Source organism: Marivirga aurantiaca (genome assembly GCF_016679925.1).
Classification (GTDB): Bacteria; Bacteroidota; Bacteroidia; order Cytophagales; family Cyclobacteriaceae; genus Marivirga; species Marivirga aurantiaca.
Window position 1 is genome coordinate 26,811 of the sequence record NZ_JAEQBW010000005.1, and the last position, 20,799, is coordinate 47,609.

The 20,799-nt window shown below is 36.8% G+C and carries 17 protein-coding genes and 4 tRNA genes; 8 read left to right on the top strand and 13 right to left on the bottom strand.

Going from position 1 to position 20,799, the window contains the following annotated elements:
- The first annotated feature begins 89 nt into the window (after positions 1-89).
- On the top strand, positions 90-317 hold the full coding sequence (locus JKA74_RS11895) for a hypothetical protein (protein WP_201431424.1): 228 nt from the start codon (positions 90-92) through the stop codon (positions 315-317).
- A gap of 530 nt (positions 318-847) precedes the next feature.
- On the opposite strand, the gene JKA74_RS11900 is transcribed toward JKA74_RS11895, so the two are convergent.
- The 7 genes from JKA74_RS11900 to JKA74_RS11930 form a co-directional block, all read right to left on the bottom strand.
- Positions 848-928: transfer RNA gene (locus JKA74_RS11900), tRNA-OTHER, on the bottom strand.
- Between the two features lie 3 nt (positions 929-931).
- Positions 932-1,195, bottom strand: coding sequence for a GIY-YIG nuclease family protein (locus JKA74_RS11905; protein WP_201431425.1), 264 nt, complete (start codon positions 1,193-1,195; stop codon positions 932-934).
- A gap of 44 nt (positions 1,196-1,239) precedes the next feature.
- Positions 1,240-1,320 (bottom strand) — tRNA-OTHER (locus JKA74_RS11910).
- A 3-nt stretch (positions 1,321-1,323) separates the two neighbouring features.
- Positions 1,324-1,587 carry a GIY-YIG nuclease family protein gene (locus JKA74_RS11915; protein WP_201431425.1) on the bottom strand — a complete coding sequence of 88 codons (264 nt, stop codon included), beginning with the start codon at positions 1,585-1,587 and terminating at the stop codon, positions 1,324-1,326.
- 44 nt (positions 1,588-1,631) lie between these two features.
- Positions 1,632-1,712: transfer RNA gene (locus JKA74_RS11920), tRNA-OTHER, on the bottom strand.
- Between the two features lie 3 nt (positions 1,713-1,715).
- A complete protein-coding gene (locus JKA74_RS11925) occupies positions 1,716-1,979 on the bottom strand; it encodes a GIY-YIG nuclease family protein (RefSeq protein WP_201431425.1) in 264 nt (87 codons plus the stop codon).
- Between the two features lie 46 nt (positions 1,980-2,025).
- Positions 2,026-2,099: transfer RNA gene (locus tag JKA74_RS11930), tRNA-Asn, on the bottom strand.
- A 285-nt stretch (positions 2,100-2,384) separates the two neighbouring features.
- On the opposite strand from JKA74_RS11930, the gene JKA74_RS11935 reads away from it, so the two are divergent.
- The 4 genes from JKA74_RS11935 to JKA74_RS11950 all read left to right on the top strand — a co-directional run bounded on the left by JKA74_RS11935 (position 2,385) and on the right by JKA74_RS11950 (position 6,810).
- Entirely contained in the window at positions 2,385-2,825 is a 441-nt protein-coding gene (locus tag JKA74_RS11935) for an Hsp20/alpha crystallin family protein (protein ID WP_201431426.1), read from the top strand.
- Between the two features lie 265 nt (positions 2,826-3,090).
- Positions 3,091-4,569, top strand: a complete 1,479-nt coding sequence (locus tag JKA74_RS11940) for a Do family serine endopeptidase (RefSeq protein WP_201431427.1) — start codon at positions 3,091-3,093, stop codon at positions 4,567-4,569.
- A gap of 171 nt (positions 4,570-4,740) precedes the next feature.
- A complete protein-coding gene (gene amaB / locus JKA74_RS11945; protein ID WP_201431428.1) occupies positions 4,741-6,291 on the top strand; it encodes an L-piperidine-6-carboxylate dehydrogenase in 1,551 nt (516 codons plus the stop codon).
- Positions 6,292-6,402: 111 nt separating this feature from the next.
- Positions 6,403-6,810, top strand: coding sequence for a response regulator (locus tag JKA74_RS11950; protein WP_201431429.1), 408 nt, complete (start codon positions 6,403-6,405; stop codon positions 6,808-6,810).
- A gap of 17 nt (positions 6,811-6,827) precedes the next feature.
- On the opposite strand, the gene JKA74_RS11955 is transcribed toward JKA74_RS11950, so the two are convergent.
- The 3 genes from JKA74_RS11955 to JKA74_RS11965 form a co-directional block, all read right to left on the bottom strand.
- On the bottom strand, positions 6,828-8,267 hold the full coding sequence (locus JKA74_RS11955; RefSeq protein WP_201431430.1) for a protein kinase family protein: 1,440 nt from the start codon (positions 8,265-8,267) through the stop codon (positions 6,828-6,830).
- Positions 8,268-8,548: 281 nt separating this feature from the next.
- On the bottom strand, positions 8,549-8,977 hold the full coding sequence (locus JKA74_RS11960; RefSeq protein WP_201431431.1) for a response regulator: 429 nt from the start codon (positions 8,975-8,977) through the stop codon (positions 8,549-8,551).
- Complete coding sequence (locus JKA74_RS11965; protein ID WP_201431432.1) at positions 8,974-14,028, bottom strand: PAS domain S-box protein; 5,055 nt, start codon at positions 14,026-14,028, stop codon at positions 8,974-8,976. Before JKA74_RS11965 ends, JKA74_RS11960 begins: the two co-directional genes overlap by 4 nt.
- A 250-nt stretch (positions 14,029-14,278) precedes the next feature.
- Between JKA74_RS11965 and JKA74_RS11970 the strand changes: the two genes are divergently transcribed.
- The 3 genes from JKA74_RS11970 (at position 14,279) to JKA74_RS11980 (ending at position 17,611) form a co-directional block, all read left to right on the top strand.
- Entirely contained in the window at positions 14,279-15,256 is a 978-nt protein-coding gene (locus JKA74_RS11970) for an NAD(P)H-quinone oxidoreductase (RefSeq protein ID WP_201431433.1), read from the top strand.
- Positions 15,257-15,284: 28 nt separating this feature from the next.
- Complete coding sequence (locus tag JKA74_RS11975) at positions 15,285-16,163, top strand: mechanosensitive ion channel family protein (protein ID WP_201431434.1); 879 nt, start codon at positions 15,285-15,287, stop codon at positions 16,161-16,163.
- A gap of 104 nt (positions 16,164-16,267) precedes the next feature.
- Positions 16,268-17,611: a DUF2254 domain-containing protein gene (locus tag JKA74_RS11980; protein WP_201431435.1), complete on the top strand. Its 1,344-nt coding sequence runs from the start codon at positions 16,268-16,270 to the stop codon at positions 17,609-17,611.
- A gap of 1 nt (position 17,612) precedes the next feature.
- On the opposite strand, the gene JKA74_RS11985 is transcribed toward JKA74_RS11980, so the two are convergent.
- The 3 genes from JKA74_RS11985 to JKA74_RS11995 form a co-directional block, all read right to left on the bottom strand.
- Complete coding sequence (locus JKA74_RS11985) at positions 17,613-18,674, bottom strand: PA0069 family radical SAM protein (protein WP_317193595.1); 1,062 nt, start codon at positions 18,672-18,674, stop codon at positions 17,613-17,615.
- A 615-nt stretch (positions 18,675-19,289) separates the two neighbouring features.
- A complete protein-coding gene (locus JKA74_RS11990) occupies positions 19,290-19,700 on the bottom strand; it encodes a response regulator (RefSeq protein ID WP_201431436.1) in 411 nt (136 codons plus the stop codon).
- Positions 19,690-20,721 (bottom strand): response regulator, encoded by a 1,032-nt coding sequence (locus tag JKA74_RS11995; protein ID WP_201431437.1) that lies wholly within the window; start codon positions 20,719-20,721, stop codon positions 19,690-19,692. The genes JKA74_RS11990 and JKA74_RS11995 overlap by 11 nt, the downstream gene beginning before the upstream one ends.
- Between the last annotated feature and the right edge of the window lie 78 nt (positions 20,722-20,799).

The window sequence follows — 20,799 nt, forward strand, 5'->3', positions numbered from 1 at the left end:
GATTTTCCTAAGAGTTTTTCCAACCATCTGGCATGTTATTTGGTCTATAGAAGTAATTTTGTGTTAAATACTACTTAAAAAATACGGTTATGGATAGGTATAGGATAAGTTTTAAGTGCAATAAAATCCCGGATCAATTGGATGGCTTAAAGGGTTTTAAAGTGACTGACTACTACGAGGGAAGAGCTTACAATGGATTATTTGAAGTAAGTCCTAATTGGGGATATGGTCAGGAAAGTAAACTCATTTCTAAAGCTTTATTTGAAAAATATTTTGAATTAATAAGTGAAGAAAATTTAATTAAAAACTCCGCCTGAAAAGACGGATTCATATTTATTTAAGTACAAAAGGGCTGAGAAATTCAGCCCTTTTTATTTTTATTATGATACAACCCTACACACAACCATTCTCCTCACACCAGAAGATTGATGCGGGTATTTTCCCAATTATGCAAAGGGCCACTTTAGATTGATAGGTACTACAGATTCAGTCAAACAGAATCTCGCAATTGATAATTCCTCTTTTAGAAAGGGAGTTCACCTCTTCAGCCTTTACTAATAACTCTTGAATAGCCGCTTTTGCTTTTAGAGTCTTTAATTTTCTTTTCAACTACCATGGCTTCTGTTTTTGAATCAAAAAGAATAGAGGTTTTCAATTTCCAGGGCTGACCTCTTTTATATTATACAAGATTCAGTTAAGTGAAGAGTTCTGAAATCCTAACCGCTTCACCGGAGTTCAGGAATAACCAATGTAATATTGTCAATTTTAAGCGAATAGAGGATGCAGGCATAATATTCATCCTTTCTGAAAGAGTCTAAATAAAAAAAGCCATCTTTTCAGATGGCTTTGCTCCTCCTCTTGGGCTCGAACCAAGGACCCTTCCCGCTCAAGCGGGATCAGATGCCCTAACCAGCTGAGCTAAGGAAGCACATCATCCTTTCCAACCTTTATTAATAATACTTTCAATTGCCGTTCTACTTTTAAAGCTTTTGATTTTCCTCTCTACCACCATGGCTTCTGTTTTTGAAGCAAAGGGAATAGTGGTTTTCAACTCCCATGGCTGCCCCTTCTTAGACCATATTTTATTAAAAGAGGAGTTATGAAAGACCAACCTCTTCTCCGGAGTCCGGGAATAGCCAACGTAGTATTTGTCAATTTTAACCGAATAAAGGATATAGACGTAGTATTTATCCATTCTGAAAAGACTTAAATAAAAAAAGCCATCTTTTCAGATGGCTTTGCTCCTCCTCTTGGGCTCGAACCAAGGACCCTTCCCGCTCAAGCGGGATCAGATGCTCTAACCAGCTGAGCTAAGGAAGCACATCATCCTTTCCAACCTTTATTAATAATACTTTCAATTGCCGTTCTACTTTTAAAGCTTTTGATTTTCCTCTCTACCACCATGGCTTCTGTTTTTGAAGCAAAGGGAATAGTGGTTTTCAACTCCCATGGCTGCCCCTTCTTAGACCATATTTTATTAAAAGAGGAGTTATGAAAGACCAACCTCTTCTCCGGAGTCCGAGAATAGCCAACGTAGTATTTGTCAATTTTAACCGAATAAAGGATATAGACGTAGTATTTATCCATTCTGAAAAGGCTTAAATAAAAAAAGCCATCTTTTCAGATGGCTTTGCTCCTCCTCTTGGGCTCGAACCAAGGACCCTTCCCGCTCAAGCGGGATCAGATGCTCTAACCAGCTGAGCTAAGGAAGCACATCATCCTTTCCAACCTTTATTAATAATACTTTCAATTGCCGTTCTACTTTTAAAGCTTTTAATTTTCCTCTCTACCACCATGGCTTCTGTTTTTGAAGCAAAGGGAATAGTGGTTTTCAACTCCCATGGCTGCCCCTTCTTGGACCATATTTTATTAAAAGAGGAGTTATGAAAGACCAACCTCTTCTCCGGAGTCCGAGAATAGCCAACGTAGTATTTGTCAATTTTAACCGAATAAAGGATATAGACGTAGTATTTATCCATTCTGAAAAGGCTTAAATAAAAAAAGCCATCTTTTCAGATGGCTTTGCTCCTCCTCTTGGGCTCGAACCAAGGACCCTCTGATTAACAGTCAGATGCTCTAACCAGCTGAGCTAAGGAGGAATGTCCCTTTTGGGAATGCAAACATAGCAGTCCCTTTCATATTTTGCAAATACAATTTGAAAATATTTAAATATATTTTCGGCTAATCAACTCATACTCTATTAATGCATTCACCTATCAAATGACCACAACTACTGAATAATGACATAATGACTTGATTATAGGGAAAATCAGTCACTAAGTAGACATAATGTCATTAATCGAGGGTGATTTTGAGCCATTTTCAAGAATGGTACAAAATTTACTATCCCTTTATAAAAATGTTAAACCTTAAATTTATCAGTTATGACACTTATAAAATATGATCAGGGATTACCCAATGTAGCAAACAGAAGCTTTTCTAATTTTTTAGATCGCTTTTTTAACGAATCCTTTGTTAATGCTAACAAAGAAATGGAAAGCTTCAATCCGCAAGTAGATGTTGCGGAGGGAAAAAAAGAATTCGAGCTTTCAGTTGCAGTGCCGGGAATGAAGAAGTCTGATTTCAACATTGACATGTCAGATGGAAAAATAACTATTTCCGGAGAGAGAAAATTTGAGAATGAAAAGGATGGAAAGAACTATCACTCTGTAGAAACAAAATACGGAGCTTTCAGCAGAACATTCTACTTGCCGGATAACATTCTAGAGGATAAAGTTGAGGCAAGTTATCAGGATGGGATATTGAAAGTAATCATTCCAAAAGATGAGAAAAAAGAGCTCAAAAAAACCATCCAAATCAAATAATTATCGTTTCAAATAAAAGGGGCTTTCCATGAGCCCCTTATTCTTTAAAAAAGAAATAACTGAACAAACCAAAGCGTTGATAGATGTGTTAACCATATATCCGCCAACTTCATATAGACTTAAAGTAACATTCGGGGTTCAAGTTTAATCTTTCTCCTACTTTATTTTTCAGAGGGAGAAAAGAGATTTACTATACAAGTCTGAAAGTTATTTTTAATTTTAGTATGGCAGATTATTAAATGAATAGGGATCAAAAACAAATAACATGTTAAGCAAGAAACAATTTTTTTTAGGTGTATTGATTGCATCATTTTTAAGTGCTTTGATTGCAATAGGTGGGTTTATGTATTTAAACTCTTCATCACAAGAAAATCAAACCTTTGAAGAAATCCAGGAAAGCAATGCAAAGCTATCCAGTTTCCTCGATGAAACAGAATATTCTGTTCCAGAGGGCATTAATTTTATTTATGCAGCAGAACAAGTAACAAAAGGAGTAGTCCATATAAGAGCGGAGATTACCCGCAGTCAGCCCAGATCAAGATCTCCTTTTGAAGAGTACTTCCGTGATTTTTATGGAGATCAGGGAGGCAGACAATTCGAAAGAAAAGCGCAATCTTCCGGTTCAGGGGTTATTATTTCACCTGATGGATATATTGTTACCAATAACCATGTAGTTGAAAATGCCAGTAAGCTGGAAGTCATTCTTTATGATAATAGGAGTTATACCGCAGATGTAATAGGCATTGACCCAAACACAGACTTGGCATTATTGAAAATTGATGCCCGGGATCTGCAATTCGTAGAGTTTGGAAATTCTGACCACACGAAAGTAGGAGAATGGGTATTGGCGGTAGGCAATCCTTTTAATCTTACTTCAACTGTAACTGCTGGCATAGTAAGTGCAAAATCAAGAAACATCAATATTCTGAATGCGCAAAATCAATACGGAATTGAATCCTTTATACAAACAGATGCTGCCGTGAATCCTGGAAACAGCGGAGGAGCTTTGGTTAATCTCAAAGGTAAGTTGATTGGCATAAATACAGCTATTGCCACTCCAACCGGGAGCTATGCAGGTTACTCTTTCGCGGTTCCAGCTACCTTGGTTAGTAAAGTAGTAAATGATCTGAAAGAATATGGAGTGGTTCAAAGAGCTATGTTGGGAGTAAGCATTCTTAATTTAAATGACCCAAGACTTGAAAGCGAAGATATCGATTTAACTGCTGGTGTTTACATTGCTCAGGTGGGACCTGAAAGCGCTGCAGACAAGGCAGGCTTAAAGCAAGGGGACATCATTACCAGCATTGGAGAATACAATATTAGCACTGTTTCGGAGCTTCAGGAATATGTGGCTCGGAATAGCCCTGGTGATAAGATAGAAGTTACCTATGTCAGGAATGGTAAAAAGAACAATGTAGAGGTAACTTTACAAAATGTAGAGAATACATTGGCTGAAATAAAACCTGATGTAACAACAAAAATCGAGGGCGCTGTGATAGAAGATATTAGTGAGGAAGAAAAAGATCAATTAAACATTGACGGGGGAGTTAAAATTACAGAAGTAGGCGATGGCAAGTGGAAAGAGATTGGGGTAAAAGAAGGTTTTGTCATTACAGCAATTGATAAAGTTACGGTTCAAAATACGGAAGAACTTAGCAGAATTCTGCAAAGCAAAAGAGGGGGAATATTGATTGAAGGCGTATATCCTGATGGAACCAAAGCTTACTATGGTATGGGTTGGTAATAAATAATTACCCATCGCAATGGGTTTTGAAAAGAGATTCAAAAAGGCATCAGTATCAGATGCCTTTTTTCTTTTTATATCATTCAAAAAACCTCATTTTTGTGGCTATTAATAATCTCACTAAAAAAGTAATTATTAATCAAACAGTTTTTTTTAAGAAATACATAATTTATGAACATTCAGAAAGAGTACGGCATCGCTAAGGCGTTAGAACAATTAGGTGTCAAAAAGAACAACAAAGGAACTTCAACCGGAAACCTATGGATGGAATCATCGGAGTCAATATCCTCTATCTCCCCGGTAGATGGAGCCGAAATAGGTTCTGTAGGTATTACTAAAAGAGAAGATTACGATAAAGTTATTGAGAAAGCCCAATCAGCTTTTCAAACATGGAGCGCAACACCTGCCCCTATGAGAGGTGAAATTGTGAGACAATTTGGCCAGAAATTAAGAGAGCTAAAAGATCCATTAGGCAGATTGGTTTCTTACGAAATGGGTAAATCCTTTCAAGAAGGCTTAGGTGAAGTGCAGGAAATGATTGATATCTGTGACTTTGCTGTAGGGCTTTCCCGTCAATTACATGGTTTAACTATTAAATCGGAAAGGCCGGAACACCACATGCAGGAACAATGGCATCCTTTAGGGATAGTAGGCATTATTTCTGCTTTCAACTTTCCTGTAGCTGTCTGGAGTTGGAATACTGCCCTTGCTTGGGTAGCAGGCGATGTATGTGTTTGGAAACCATCAGAAAAAACTCCACTTACAGGTATTGCCTGTCAAAACATTATTGCTGGGGTTTTAAAAGACAATGATTTACCGGAAGGAATTTCATGTTTGATCAATGGCGATTACAAAGTAGGTGAATGGATGACTAATGACGAAAGAGTTCCATTAATATCAGCGACAGGCTCTATAAGAATGGGAAGAATAGTGGGACAAGCTGTTGCCGCCCGTTTAGGAAAATCTATTTTAGAATTAGGTGGGAATAACGCTATGATTATTACGCCTGATGCAGATTTGAAAATTTCATTAATTGGCGGTGTATTTGGTGCCGTGGGTACTGCCGGTCAAAGATGTACTTCTACAAGAAGATTAATTGTTCATGAAGATATTTATGATGAGTTAATCACTAAAATGAAAGGTGCTTATCAGCAGTTAAAAATTGGTAATCCATTAGATGAAAAAAATCATGTGGGGCCATTAATTGACAAACAAGCTGTAGAAGCTTATGAAAAAGCAATTGAGAAAGCTAAAGAAGAAGGGGGTAAAGTAATTATTGAAGGAGGAGTACTTTCAGGTGAAGCTTATGAAAGCGGATGTTATGTGAAGCCCGCTGTTATTGAGGCTGACAATAGTTATTCAATTGTGCAGGAAGAAACTTTTGCCCCTATTTTATACGTAATGAAATATAGCGGTGGAGTTGATAATGCGATCAAACTTCAAAATGGAGTAAGGCAAGGGCTTTCTTCTGCTATTATGACTAACAATATGCGCGAGGCACATCAATTTTTATCAGGTTCTGGTTCCGACTGTGGAATTGCCAATGTAAATATTGGTACGTCCGGTGCGGAAATTGGTGGAGCCTTTGGTGGTGAAAAAGAGACTGGTGGAGGAAGAGAATCAGGTTCTGATGCCTGGAAAGCTTATATGAGGCGTCAAACCAACACATTGAACTATGGGGATTCATTACCTTTGGCACAAGGCATAAAATTTGATTTATAATTTTTTTTTGAAAATGCACCTGAATATTCAGGTGCATTTCATATATTGAAATGTTTTTATCCTTTGTTGTTTTTTTACTAAATTAAAGCATCTAAATAAAACCTCTTAATTATGAGTAAATATCACTCCGTCATGCTGATTGATGACAATGAAATTGATAATCTGATAAATCAAAAAATGGTTGAAGCAGCTCGACTATCTGATTATATCTACACCCATACAGGTGCAAAAAGTGCTATTGAGTTTTTGAAAAATATTGAGCAGTTGGAAAAGGATGTTGTAGAGAGTGTTCTTCCTGATGTGATATTTTTAGATATTGATATGCCATTAATGGATGGGTTCCAGTTTCTGGAAGAGTTCAACAAATTAAAAGATACCACCATCAATAAGTGTAAGATCATTATGCTTACTTCTTCTATCAACCCTCAGGATGTAAGCAAATCTAAAAAATACGAAGCTGTTAAAAAATATTTAAACAAACCACTTTCACAGGAAAGCTTAACGGACTTATCAATATAAAAATAAGTCCGCTTTCACTATACTAATTTATTAATTAGTTCATCATTAATATTTATTAACAAAGTTGGAGAGAAATGTTGCTCGGGTTTCAAAGAATTGAAAACCTTTGCCATTTCTCCAATTTTCTCCCGCTTATTTCGCTTTGACTCACTGAGTGATATTTTCATGATTTTATTCAATAACTGGATATTCACGCAATTATCTTTTCCTAAAATCCTGATTTGACGCTGTATGCTGTTGATGAGTTGATTGAATAATTCATAATCTTTTACCAGGCAATACTGCAGTGCCAAAAGTGTCTTAATCTCCAATTGTGAGTTCTGGTATTTTTTCAGGCTCACATCATTGAGCAGGTTATTAAACCATTTGGCCGCCTCGTCAAATTTATTATCGAAATAACAACTTAAAGCACGATAGGTGACATAAGTGATATACTGTGGTAAATTATCTCTGTCAGGTTCAAAATCCTGGAAAATAGCTTGATTCTCTTCTGATAATGGCAATCCTTCTGGCTGTCTTTTCTTTCTTTCTATTTTGGTAATTAAAAATTGGGCAGGGTAGGTATAAAGTGTAAAATTGGACAGGAAAGTATCACAAGATTCATTTACTTCTTCATAATAATTGTCTGCCTTTCTATATAATGTGTAATGGTTATAATATTCCAGCTTGAGAAACTCATATACCAATTTTAGGTGGAAGTAGATAGAGTCAAGGCTATACAATGCAAATATTTCCTCTGCCTTGTTTAGTATGTCTTCTATCGGTTCGAGATCAGCATTTGATTCATCCTCTTCAACAAATAACCTGTGGTATACATTCATACAGTTTTTATAAATGTAAAGCCTGTGAGAGTCATATAAACGGCAAATATTTGCCATTTCTTTGTTAAGAAGTTCGAGCTCAAGCTTATTTACGCTGTCACCTGTGAGCGAGTAATTTCCAAATTTTATAAAATAGCTACTAAGCAAATCCTCTGCTTTGTCAACAGCCAACATATAAGCCACATGCTTATTGTACAATTGACTATATTGGAAGTACTCTTCTGTATTATGATGTAGCTTTTTTAAGGCCTTGTATACTACTGTCAGTTCATTGGACAAATCATAATCTATTAACTCCTTTTCCAATTTTTTAAGAGTGGCAATAGCAATAGCTTTCTTTTTGGTAAACAATATTTCATTGATATTAGCTACTTTTTTAAGAATATCAGTACGTGGGTTCTCCATTTGTTGGAGTAAGTACTCTTCAATTTTTTGATTTAGGCGGGAGCGCAAAGTATAATAGGCATTTGTATTCACCTCAAGCTCATTCATTAGTGTATGATCACCGGAATAGCTTTCACGCATTGATTTTAATAAATAGGCGGATTTATCAGCACCTCCTGTGGAAAGAGAATCATAAATTGCTTGATAATCAGCATCAGAAAGTTGCATGATAATATTCTTGAGTTTAGCCATTTTATCAGTTTTTACTTATTGTTTGTATTAAATTCTAGGGAAGTTAATTATTTCGATGAAAAACACACAAAATAAGCGAAAATATTAATGAAAACCTTACATGAGAAAAGGTCTTTTTTCGATTAAACAGCTTTTTTAACAAACCAGGGGTAATAAAATCTGAAGAAAGATAAATTCCTTAAAACTGTTTTACGACAGATATTACTCTTAATTTAATAAAAAGAAAGCTTTATCCCCTCCTGGAAATCAGGGATTACCTCTGACGGGAAACACCATTTATACTATTTAGGAGGAAGTGTACCAATGTTATTCCAAAATTGCTCTATTTTGTTAACAGCCATGATGAACTCTTCAGCGTTTACAGGTTTGGTAATATAGCAATTGGCATGGTATTGATAAGCCAGATCTATGTCTCTTTGTGCGGAAGAGGTAGTGAGGATAATAACAGGGATGTGATTTTTGGTAGAACTTGTTTTTACCTCCTTTAAAACTTCGTGCCCACTTTTAATGGGTAAATTGATATCCAACAGGATCAAATCAGGCACCGGACTGTTTTCAAATAAACTTCTTTGAAATACAAAATCCAGTGCTTCCTGTCCATTTTCAACCACGTATAGCACATTGGGGATTTTGCTGTCTTCCATTGCTTCCTTAGCAAGGAAAGCATCTCCTTCATTATCTTCTACTAGCAATATTTGTATAGTTTTCATGGTTGAATTAATTTAGGTACAGTAAAATAAAATGTACTTCCTTTCCCCCGTCTGGATTCCACCCATATTTTACCTCCCATGTTTTCAATGATTTTCTTAACGATTGATAACCCCATGCCCGTGCCACCATATTCGTTTTTATTATGCAATCGTTGAAATATGACAAATATTTTATCATAATATTCCGGATCAATCCCTATTCCATTGTCTGCTACTGAAAATTGCCAGTAAGCTGGTAGTTTTTTTGCCTTAATATTAATTTCAGGAGCTACAGTCGCTTCAGAATATTTTAAAGCATTGCCTATCAAATTATGAAATACCTGCAATAAAGGGGGACGATGTCCATCAATAGTAGGTAGTTTATCGAAATATATTGTGGCCTTCTTCTCCTCAATTACTTTACGTTGTAATTGATTCACCTCTTCAATAATTTCTTTTATATTAACGGATTCCAATTTTCCCTCATAACGACCTGCCCTTGAGAAATCTAGCAAATCCAAAATAATCTGCCTCATTCTTTTAGCTCCATCCACAGCAAAATCAATATACTGAAGTGCTTTGTCATCTAGTTGGTCGCCATATTTTTTCTCAAGTTGTGTCAAAAAGCCTGTGACCATTCTTAGAGGCTCTTGCAGATCATGAGAAGCTACATAGGCAAATTGTTCCAGTTCAGCATTGGAATGGGCTAATTCTTTGGCATGTTTCTCAAGTACTAAATTAGATTTTAGAATTTGCTCTTCCGCAGATTTTTGTAAATGTATATCCTGAATACTTCCGAATATCTTTGTACACTTGCCTCCCACTCTTTCGGAGTTTCCTATACAACGAACCCATCTACTATTGCCACCAGCTGTTTTGGTCAATAGTTCCAAATCAAACTCTTCTCCTGTGGCAATTATTTTATCAACTGCTTTCCGTAGTATTTTCCTGCTTTTTGAAGTGCAAAACTCGAGTCCACCGGTGTAAGAAGGATTATATTTTTCATCTACATCAAGTATTTGCCTGGTCATTAAGGACCAGTACATTTCCTGCTGGTCTTTTTGTTTTAAATCCAGTTCCCAGCTTCCAATTCGGGCTATTTTTGAAGTTCTTTCGGCCAACCTTTCCAATTCATGCAAGTCAGTAATATCTGTAATAATAGAATCCCAGACTATAGTATCATCGGCCATTTTATAAGGATTACCAAACCCCTCATGGAAACAGATAGCTCCATCTGGCTTCACATACCGCCATCTTGCACGCCATCTAGTAAGGTTTTTGGCAGATTCCATAATAGATTGTCTTACCATCTCAACCTCTCCGCCTTGTTTAATCCCTCCCCAAACATTATCAATATCAGCAATACACTCTTCAGGAGTAAAGCCCCACACCTCTTTAGAACCTTCACTTACAAAATTCAATTCATCACTTCCATCCGGGCGTAAATGGTATTGAAACAATACGCCCGGAACATTGTTAGAGATATTTTTTAGCCGTAGTTCTATTACTTTCCGTTCATGAATGTCCTGAAAACTACCAAATATTCTCACACACTTTCCCTCTACAAGTTCAACATTACCTATTGACCTAATCCAGCGTTCACGTCCTTTAGCTGTAATAATTGGCATCTCAAAATCGAACGATTTACCACTTTCCATGGCCTCTGATACTATACTGTTCACTTGATCCCGAATGTCAGCTCTATAGAAATTCATAGCCAATTCCATATTGATTTTGAAATCTTCCGGCACCTCATGGATTTTCCTGGTCATGGATGACCAGAATGTCACGTCATTTATTAAATCCACCTCCCAGCTCCCCACCCGTGCCAGCTTGGTGGCATTTTCCAACGATTCCTGTATTTCCAACAAGGCTGTCACATCTCTTCCATAAGCAAAAACATAGTTGTCCTCACCAAAGGCAGAAGATGAATTCCAGGAAATCCATACATAAGCTCCTGATTTTGTGCTGTATCTATTAATAAAATTATTAACCCTCCGTGCACCGGTGATTGTCTCAATATATTCGTTAATGGTACCATCCAAGTCATTTGGGTGTAGGAAATTAGAAAAAGGTTGTGAAGTAAGTTCTTCTGCGGAATAGCCCAACAATTTGCAGAAAGCAGGGTTTACCTTAGCAAAATATCCATCAGTTGTAGCAATAGCTATTATATCAGGGGCATACTCAAAAAAAGCATGAAGCTCTTCTTCTTGTTGCTTTCTTTTAATTTCGGCTCCTAAATTATTTTCCAGTGATGAGAACACACGTCTAAAAATTTCCAGTTTTTTGGCACTGAGCTCACTTGCAAGAACTAATGTTCCAATAATGTCATTGTTATGGAATAGAGGTACCCCAATAGCAGAATTTAAGCCGGTATTTTTCACTGCTATCTTTCTTGCGAAAGTCTTGTTGCTTTCTAGTTGATCTAAGATTGTAGTGGCTTTATTATTGAACACATGGCCTGGCAAGCCCTCATTAACATCAAGGCTAACTAAATCTTTCACATTCCGGTAAAACATTTCCGCTTTTTTGTTGGCTGCATATTTTGCATATAATTTGAGCTCATTATCTATCTGGCTTTTAAGCCAAATTTCAGCCATACTAAACTCGCCAATTCTGGCCAGGTAACTTAAAACTTTTGGTAAGATGGTATCCAAAGCTCCTTCTAATTTAAAAAGAAGGGCAACATCTGCATTAATTTGTTTTTGCAATGTATCCAGTTTTTCTTTGCTCCTGTCCCGTAAAGCCCCTATCATTCTTTTTGGCTTTCCTGCCTTATCTCTTACTAAATATCCGATTTCTTCAACATAGGCATAAGAACCATCATTGCGCCTGAACTGAAATTCTTTTTGCCATTTGTTTCTATCCGGATCTGCCAAAAAGGTTTCCCATTTAATTTTATTTCTTTCCCTGTCAATAGGATGGGTTAGCTCTACCCAATCTTTTATTTTAAAGTTTTCTTTGTGCGGCTGAAAACCAAGGATTTTTTGGAATCCATCTCCCCAGTAGAAGATATCTTTTTTTACATCCCAATCATAAATGGCATCATTTGTGGCTTTGTTGATGATGTCATTCCGTTCATTGCTTTGCTGTATTTTTTCGAGGTAAGAAAACTTTTGGAAAATAATGGAGATCAATCTCTGAGCACGTTCTATACAATGTTCTTCTTTTTCGGTAGGGGTACGTGGCTCGCTGTAATAATTGGCAATAGTGGCAATTACCTCTCCTTCTATATTGAAAATTGGTTGGGACCAACAAGCACCTAATTGATATTTTAATGCCAACTCCTTATAATTGCTCCATCTTTCATCATTTTGAATATCTACTACTATCACTTTCTGTTTTAAAAATGCTGCGGTCCCGCAAGATCCTCCATTTGGCCCTATTTCCTCTCCACTAATCGCTTCAATATAGGCCTTTGGCAAAGAAGGGGATATCAGGTTCTGCAATTTACTTTCGCGGATTTCCATAATGGAAGCTTTCATTCCGGGAAATAGCAGTTGGAGACCATGTATATAAGTTTCAAGCACCTCCCTTATTTCAATATTGGTAGCCATGCTTTGTTCCATGACTATTTTTTCCAACTCCTCTAACTGAGTATGGAAATATTGGGTGCTTATGTCTTGCATAGCACCAAGCATTCGGGTCGGGTTCCCTTTTTTATCACGAAGGATAATCGCCTTGTCTTTCACATGGGCATAGGCGCCATCTTTCTTACGGAAACGATAAGTGCCCTCCCAACTATTGATTTGTGGATTATTTAATACATTGTCTAAACTTTGGATAAAAGCATCCCGATCGTCAGGATGAATAAAACTATCGTTCAAGCTTTTATTTTCCTGCAAAGTTTGAGGCTCCAGACCAAACATCCTTCGGTACCCATCCCCTAAGAAAAGTTCATTAGTCAAGGGGTTGAAATCCCAAATACATTCTGAACCTGCTTGCATAATCAACTCAAAACGTTCATTGCTGTCCTTCAAAGCTTTTTCGCTTTCCTTCAGGGCTTTATTAGCCTGATGTTCAGCAGTAATATCCGTTGTGGTTAAAAATATACCATTTATAGCATCTGACTTAATGGGTTTAAAGCGAAGCTCAAATATCTTTTCCCCTCCCTCATTTTCAGGAATTGCAAATCGGGCAATTTGTGGTTTGCCTTTAAATACATTTTCAACAATTTTCTTTAGAGCTTCAGAATGACCAGGTAAAGGAAGGCTTCTAAAGGTGGCTCCTTTTTCTATGGGACTACCATATAATTGATGATAGTGAAATTCCATTCGGTGATTGTAAGTAACAATTTTCAATTGGTCATCAATGAGTAAAAACGCTTCATCTGTATTGTTAATTAACAAACTTCTCTCCTGTAAGAGGTTATGATGCTCACTTATATCTAAACCTGTACCAAATACACAGGCTTCTCCATAATAATGGATGCTGGCAGCTGTAAAAGAATAAGGGATTTTCTCACCTTTCTTTGATAAAACCGGAGCATTTAAAGTGGTTTCCCCTTTCTCAAGGGCTATTTGTATATGTTCCTGAATGAGTAGTTGGTATGAAGGTGGAAAAAGGTTTAATAGAGGTAAGCTATTTATTTCCTCAGGGGTATAGCCAGTTACTTTTTCAAAGGCTTCATTCCATAACAGGAATTTACCTGATTGATTAAATAGAAAAAATGGATTGGGCAATTGCCGAATAAGTTCTTCACTAAATGCACCAATAGGATAAGAAGTTTGTGGTAAATGTGTCTTTTTAAGGAGAAAGTAAAATTCCTTGTCTATTCTATTGAAAAATGCACATCCCTTTAATTCATATCGATCGTGTCCTTGTACTATAAATTCAAGAGTAAGTTCATTGATTTCGTCATTTCGCAATAATTCCTGAAAAATTTCATTGAGTGATTCTGTCTTGTTCTGAGGGATAAAATCTGACAAATAATGATTAAGAACAGCCTTTTTTTGACAGCCTAAGATGTTTTCAAATACTGGATTGACAGCCTTAAACTTATGATCTGCTGAGAGAGCAAATATAATATCCGAACTATGATTAAATAGTGCCCAAAAATTGTTGCTATTCATAAACAAAAAATATTGTTTGCCCGATCAATTAATGAAGATAGGAAAAAAATACCAACAAAATGGTCGGATGTAAGTATTAGAAGATGGATACAAGTATGCTGAATTAACTAAAGAGCATGTGGGAATGGTCTGCCAAAGAATCAGGCTCAAAACCAAAGAAGGTTCAGGGGAGATTTATGCTGCATGGCTCACCCGTATATATTACTCTTTCAACTTCCCCTTAAACTATATATTCACTAAATTTACCCACATGCAAGCAGTCATCATTACCAAACCAGGAGCACCCGAAGTATTAAAATTACAGGAACGGCCCAGCCCTGTTTTGGGTAAATCAGAAGTATTAATTGAGGTAAAAGCTGCCGGAGTTAACCGTCCGGACATTATTCAGCGAGAAGGCAAATATCCTGCTCCTGAAGGTGTGGATCCTGACATTCCCGGCCTTGAGGTAGCTGGCATCATCACCAAGATCGGAGACAAAGTAAGCAGATGGAAAGTGGGTGACAAGGTTTGCGCATTATTGGCAGGAGGAGGTTATGCCTCTGAGGTGGCAGCGCCCGAACAACAGTGCTTGCCTATTCCTGCCGGACTTGGCTTTGAAGAAGCAGCAGCCCTACCAGAAACTTTCTTTACAGTATGGACGAATGTGTTCGACAGAGCTGCTTTCCGAAAAGGTGAGCATTTTTTAGTACATGGAGGAACCTCCGGCATTGGAGTGGCTGCCATTCAAATGGTGAAAGCTATGGGCGGAAAAGTGTATACTACAGCCGGGACAGATGAAAAGTGTGCATTTACGGAGAAAATCGGAGCCACAAGAGCTATCAACTACAAAAAGTATGATTTTCTTAAAGAAATCAGGGCCATTGAACCAGGGGGCATAGATGTTATCCTTGATATGATAGGTGGAGATTATACTGCCAAAAATATTGACTTATTAAATCCGGAAGGAAGGTTGGTGATTATTAATGCTATGCAGAATGCCTCATCTGAAATTAATATGAAAAAGGTGATGGTGAAAAGGCTCACAATTACCGGCTCTACCTTAAGGGCAAGATCTGCAGATTTTAAAGGAGAAATTGCCGAAAAGCTTGAAAAACATATATGGCCGCACATTGAGAGCGGTGCAATTAAACCTGTTATTTATAAAACTTTCCCATTGAAAGAAGCTAGCCAGGCCCATGCGTTAATGGAAAGCAGTGAACATATTGGGAAAATAGTGCTATCTATTTAATTTCTATCTCGTAAAAGTATAGTTATATATGAGAGAAACAATTTTAGATTCTTTTGAACGCTATTGGGCTAATATTCTTGACCGACTTCCTGAAGTTACTGTAGGCGTAATTTTGCTCTTAATCTTTATTGCCGTTGGTATAGCCATTCGAAAAGTGGTGGTGAACAGGTTAAAAAAGAAATCAAAGGATTTGCTGCTCATTAATTACATTGGCCGGGTCATTTTCCTTTTTTTTCTGATCATTGGAATAGTTATTTTCTTCAATCAGGTGGGGTTGGGAAGAGCTGCGGGCGGATTACTGGCAGGAGCAGGAGTTTCAGCTTTAATTTTAGGTTTCGCTTTTAAAGATATTGGCGAGAATTTTATAGCAGGATTTTTCCTGGCTTTCAGCAGGCCATTCAATACCGGGGATATTATTGAAGTCAACAGCATGATGGGAAGAGTAAGAAGCATGAGCTTCAGGAACACCCATATTAAAGCTATTGATGGCCGCGACATTTACATCCCCAATTCTATTATGATTAAAAACCCTCTTACTAATTATACTAAGGACGGATATATGCGCCATGAATTTGTAATAGGGATGGATTATGGCGTGGACATATCAGAAGCAACTGATGTCATCCTGGAAACCATTAAATCACTAGATAACATAGTACAATTAAAAAATTTTACTCCTTTTGTTACAATAGACAAATTCGGATCAAGCACAATCAGTTTGAAAATCTTCTTCTGGATTAACACCTATGATTTTGTGGGGTCAATCACCGTTCTGAAAAGCAATGTGATGAAAGCCATTATTAATAAGCTCATGAAAGAAGGCTTTAATATGCCAGCTGACATTCTGGAACTAAAAATTTATCAGGAAGAAAGCCCTATACCTATATCTTTGAGAAAAAATGAATAAAACTAAAGTGATGGAATTAATATGAAATGAGCATCCGAGTGCTCGGAACCAAACCGAGGGATGGCCTGCCCTTACCATATCGGGGTGAAACTAAACTTATCCAAATGAAAAGATGGACTAATTATTTCGTGCTTTTTTATAAAAAAATATTTAATAGCATCGCATTTTATCCTGCTATGCTTGCCATTGTTTTTTTACTTTTCTCTATCCTGATTATTCAAATAGAATATTCACCATTCTTAATGGATATAAAAGAAGAATTATCAATTTCACTGGTGCATGATGCCGAAAATGGACGCTTAGTATTGGGCACAATAGTAGCGAGTATTATATCTTTAATGGTATTTAGTTTCTCTATGGTAATGGTAGTATTAAACCGAGCCACAGCCACCTTATCTCCTCGGGTTTTACCCGGCTTAATATCAAATCGTTTTCATCAAATAGTACTGGGCTTCTTTTTGGGAACTGTTATTTATAGTTTACTAATGATAGTGAATATTAACTCTCCTCAGCAAAATTTTCATGTTCCTTCCTTTGGTATTCTCATTAGCATGATTTTAGCCATAATTTGCCTCGTATTTTTTGTTTCATTTATTCATTCTATTTCTCAAAAAATACAGGTGGACAATATAATGAATGATATTAAGGAGAGTACTCGTAAAGCACTTAAAAAAGCTAATATTGAGGAGGGAAATCAAAGTGAGAAAAAAGAGGAAACAGAACCTATAAGTCCACCTAAAGATGAAGGTTGGTATAGTCAGAAAGCTTACGCATCAGGTTTCTTAAAACATATAAAGCTTAACAGTTTAAAGGATTTTTGCAATAAAAACAAGATCATAGTTAAACTAGAGATCAGCGTAGGTACTTATTTAGTAAAGCATTATCCGTATGTTAAAACCAACAAAAGATTGAACGATGAACAAAAGAAGGAGTTGGCATCCTATTTTATTTTGTATACTGAAGAGCATATTACCGATCATTACTCTTTTGGATTTCAACAAATTTCAGAAATTGCTATTAAAGCATTAAGCCCCGGAATTAATGATCCCGGAACCGCCATCAGGGCTATAGATTTACTTTCTGATTTGTTTATTCAATTGATGATGGTGAAACAGCAACTCGTATTAAGGGATGAAAATGCCAATATATGCGTTTACCTAAAACCTATAACTTTCAAAGCCACCTTATATCAAACGTTTGTTCCTATTAGAAAATATGGACAGCAGGATGTTTTGGTTTTAATGCATTTATTGTCAAGCCTGGAAAAAATGCTGTATGTGGATGATGAAAAGAAATTGTATTATGACGAAATCCACGAATTTGCCCAAAATGTAATTGAATGCTCTGCAGAATTTTATGACAACAAATTAGATAAAGAACAACTCAATAAAATAATCCTTAAGATCAATCAACAGTTTTCAGGAAAACAAAAACTGAAATTCATATAACTTAAAACAACTTATAGTTACCTCCCTTTCTGAATTTTGTCGTGTCCAGCCTGATCTCCTTTCCTCCATCCATATATTTTTTCTTCGCTGCTTCAAATAATTGTTTAATAATATCTGCTTCAGGACCGGCTCCCCTCATTCTACTTTTCCAAACAGAATCATTCACCTCGCCTCCATGCAAGGAGGCAATCCCTGCCCAAACTTTATGATAACGATCGGGGAAATGGGTTTGTAACCATTTGGAAAACACATCTTTGATAGCACCATTTAATCTGACTACCGTATAACCGGCATTTATGGCTCCTCTTTGAGTAGCCGCTTCAATTATGGAGGGTATTTCATGATGATTTAAACCAGGTATAATGGGAGCGGTCATCACACTTACCGGGATATTGTTTTGACTCAGTATCTCAATTGCTTCAAGTTTCTTTTTGGCTGAGGCTGTTCTTGGCTCCAGTTTTGCCCTTAAGTTTTCATCCAAGCTGGTGATGGAAAATATCACCCGTACCAGATTATCTGCTGCCAAATCTTTAAGCACATCCAAATCATTTAAACACGCAACATTTTTGGTGATGATACCTACGGGATGCCGGTATTTGGCAAACACTTCCAAAAGACTTCGTGTGATTCTTAACTTTTGCTCTAATGGCTGGTAGCAATCAGTATTGCCCGATAATACGATTGGCTTCACCTTCCAACCGGGCTTCAATAACTCTTTTTCAAGTAAAGATGCCGCATTCTTCTTTACAATGATTTTTGATTCAAAGTCCAGTCCTGCATCGTAACCCCAAAACTCATGGGTGGTCCTGGCATAGCAGTAGACACAACCATGTTCACATCCTTGATAAGGGTTGAGGGAGTAGTCCATCCCCACATCAGGACTGGTCACCTTGTTGACAATTTTTCTGGGTGATTCATAAAAGATTTGGGTGGCCGGTTTGTCCAAATGAGTATATTCATCGATCGCAGTATCTTCTTCAAGGCTTATGGCTTGTTTTAAGAACTGGTTAGACGGATGATGTTGTGCTCCTCTCCCTCTGATATGTTGTTGTGAATCCATCATTAAAATTACTACTATTTTTAGTAAAAACTAAAATATATAGTAATTTATTGTGCGCAAAGAGGGAATTATTTATTAACCGGCATAGATTTACTGCCTTGATGGAATTTTGAGGAAGAAAAAAAGCTGCCGAATAAACATCGACAGCTTAATAATGAGTTGGATCCCTAATTTAAACCTTAAACTTTCCAAATTTGGTGTTTGCCTATTGATGATGAAATACACCAACAATCGAATAGTCTAATCTCCTGAAATTTGGAAAGTTTTGCATCATCTCTGTGGAAAATAGTGCTTTCCTTTTATTAAGCTGGCTTAATAACCGAACTCAACTTAATAAAATTATACGGGCACTTTTTGGGCCACTGTTAATGAAGGAGATCAATTCTTAAAAATTGCTTTTCTTACTATCTTTTTTAGCTTTTTTATCAGCCCTTTTTTCCTTTAAATTCTTGGTGGGCTCTTTCTTCACGGCTTTCTTTACTGACTTTTCCTTTGACATGGTTTCTAAATTTGATAAAAGATAGTATTAATAAATAATAACTCAAAGGAGCAATGGATATCTAATTTGAAATTAGTGCTTACCTATTTCAATAGCAATTTCCCATCTTATTTCCCATCTTATTTCCCATCTTTAAATAACTGCTTTAGTTCCGGCATTTCCTTAAGTTGGATCAAAGTGTCGGTCAAGATGGGTTTCGACATGAACTTTAGCACAAATTGATTTTTACAAGCCTTGGCTACATCTTCATCATCAGTGGAGGAAGAAACCATAAAAACAAAAGTGTTAGACGGATTGGCAAATTCCTTTATGGATTCTAAAAATTCCCATCCATCCATTTTTGGCATATTAATGTCCAAAAATATCACATATCTATCATTCGGTTGGTAATTATTCTTCAGGAAGTCCGCGGCTGCAAGGCCATCTTCAAATGACAATGGGGAAGGATGAAAATCACTCTCCTTAATCATGAATTTGGACATCATGATAAAGATTTCATCATCATCAATCAATAACAATCTAAAGCTCATTTTTCTTTGGGTCTAAGTGGATTTGCTGCGATTTGCTTACGACATCCCTCACAATACTGTCAAGCTCATTGGCTGAATCTATAGCATATCCAAGGTATTGTTTTTTTTCAATTTCATTTAACTTACCGGAAGACAAAACATTCAGCAGGCCCATAATCCTTGATAAAGGTGCCCTTACTATATGCGACTGGAGCCAGGCTACTTCCTTTAATTTCTCATTCTGCACCTCTATGGTCTTTGTATGAATTATCCGGTCTGTGATATCATTGGCTAAAACTATTTTGGCATCTCTTTCATTGAATTTGATGACATTGCTTTGTATGTCCACATATATAATTTCACCATTCTTTAACACATGACGGAATACTCCCTGATAATAAAAGCCTGTTTTTTTTCCTCTTGAAATTTCCAGTGCCTTTTCCAAATCAGGCATATCTTCTTTAGGCCTGATATCCTTTATTGACATGGAAGTGAATTCTTCTACCGAATAGCCATAATGCCGGACAGCCGATTCATTTACGTCCAAAAATTTTAAAGTCTCGGAATCATACACCCACATGGGCAAAGGACTCATCTGAAACAAGTCCATATACTTCTTTTCCGAAGATCTAATTTTCTTGATGTAGCGGTTCCGCTCAATATTGTACACTATACTTTTATAAAGTATAATGGGGCTGAGTTCTTCTTTTACCAGATAATCGGACAGGCCCAGGGAAAGGGATTTTACTGCAAAGGCCAATTCGCTATATCCTGTAAGGGCTATAATGGGAACTTTTTTGGAAATTTTTACAATTTCGTTAATCAACTCTTCACTGCTCTTATCAGGCAATGACAAATCCAGTAAAATAATATCGAAGGTGGCTTCAGGGTCTGACAGTAGCATCAAAGCATCTCTGAAAGTACCCACATTCTTTATCTTAGGGGAAAGGATGTGTTCATCCAAATAATCCTGTATCAGTAGATAATCCCCGGGATTATCCTCAATAACAAGAATTCTGTATGGATATGGATCCTTCCCCATTAGATGATGGTCAGATAAATTATTAAAAAATATAAACTATTGCTTATATGGGGCATTGTTCTTTGGCATGAATGGTTA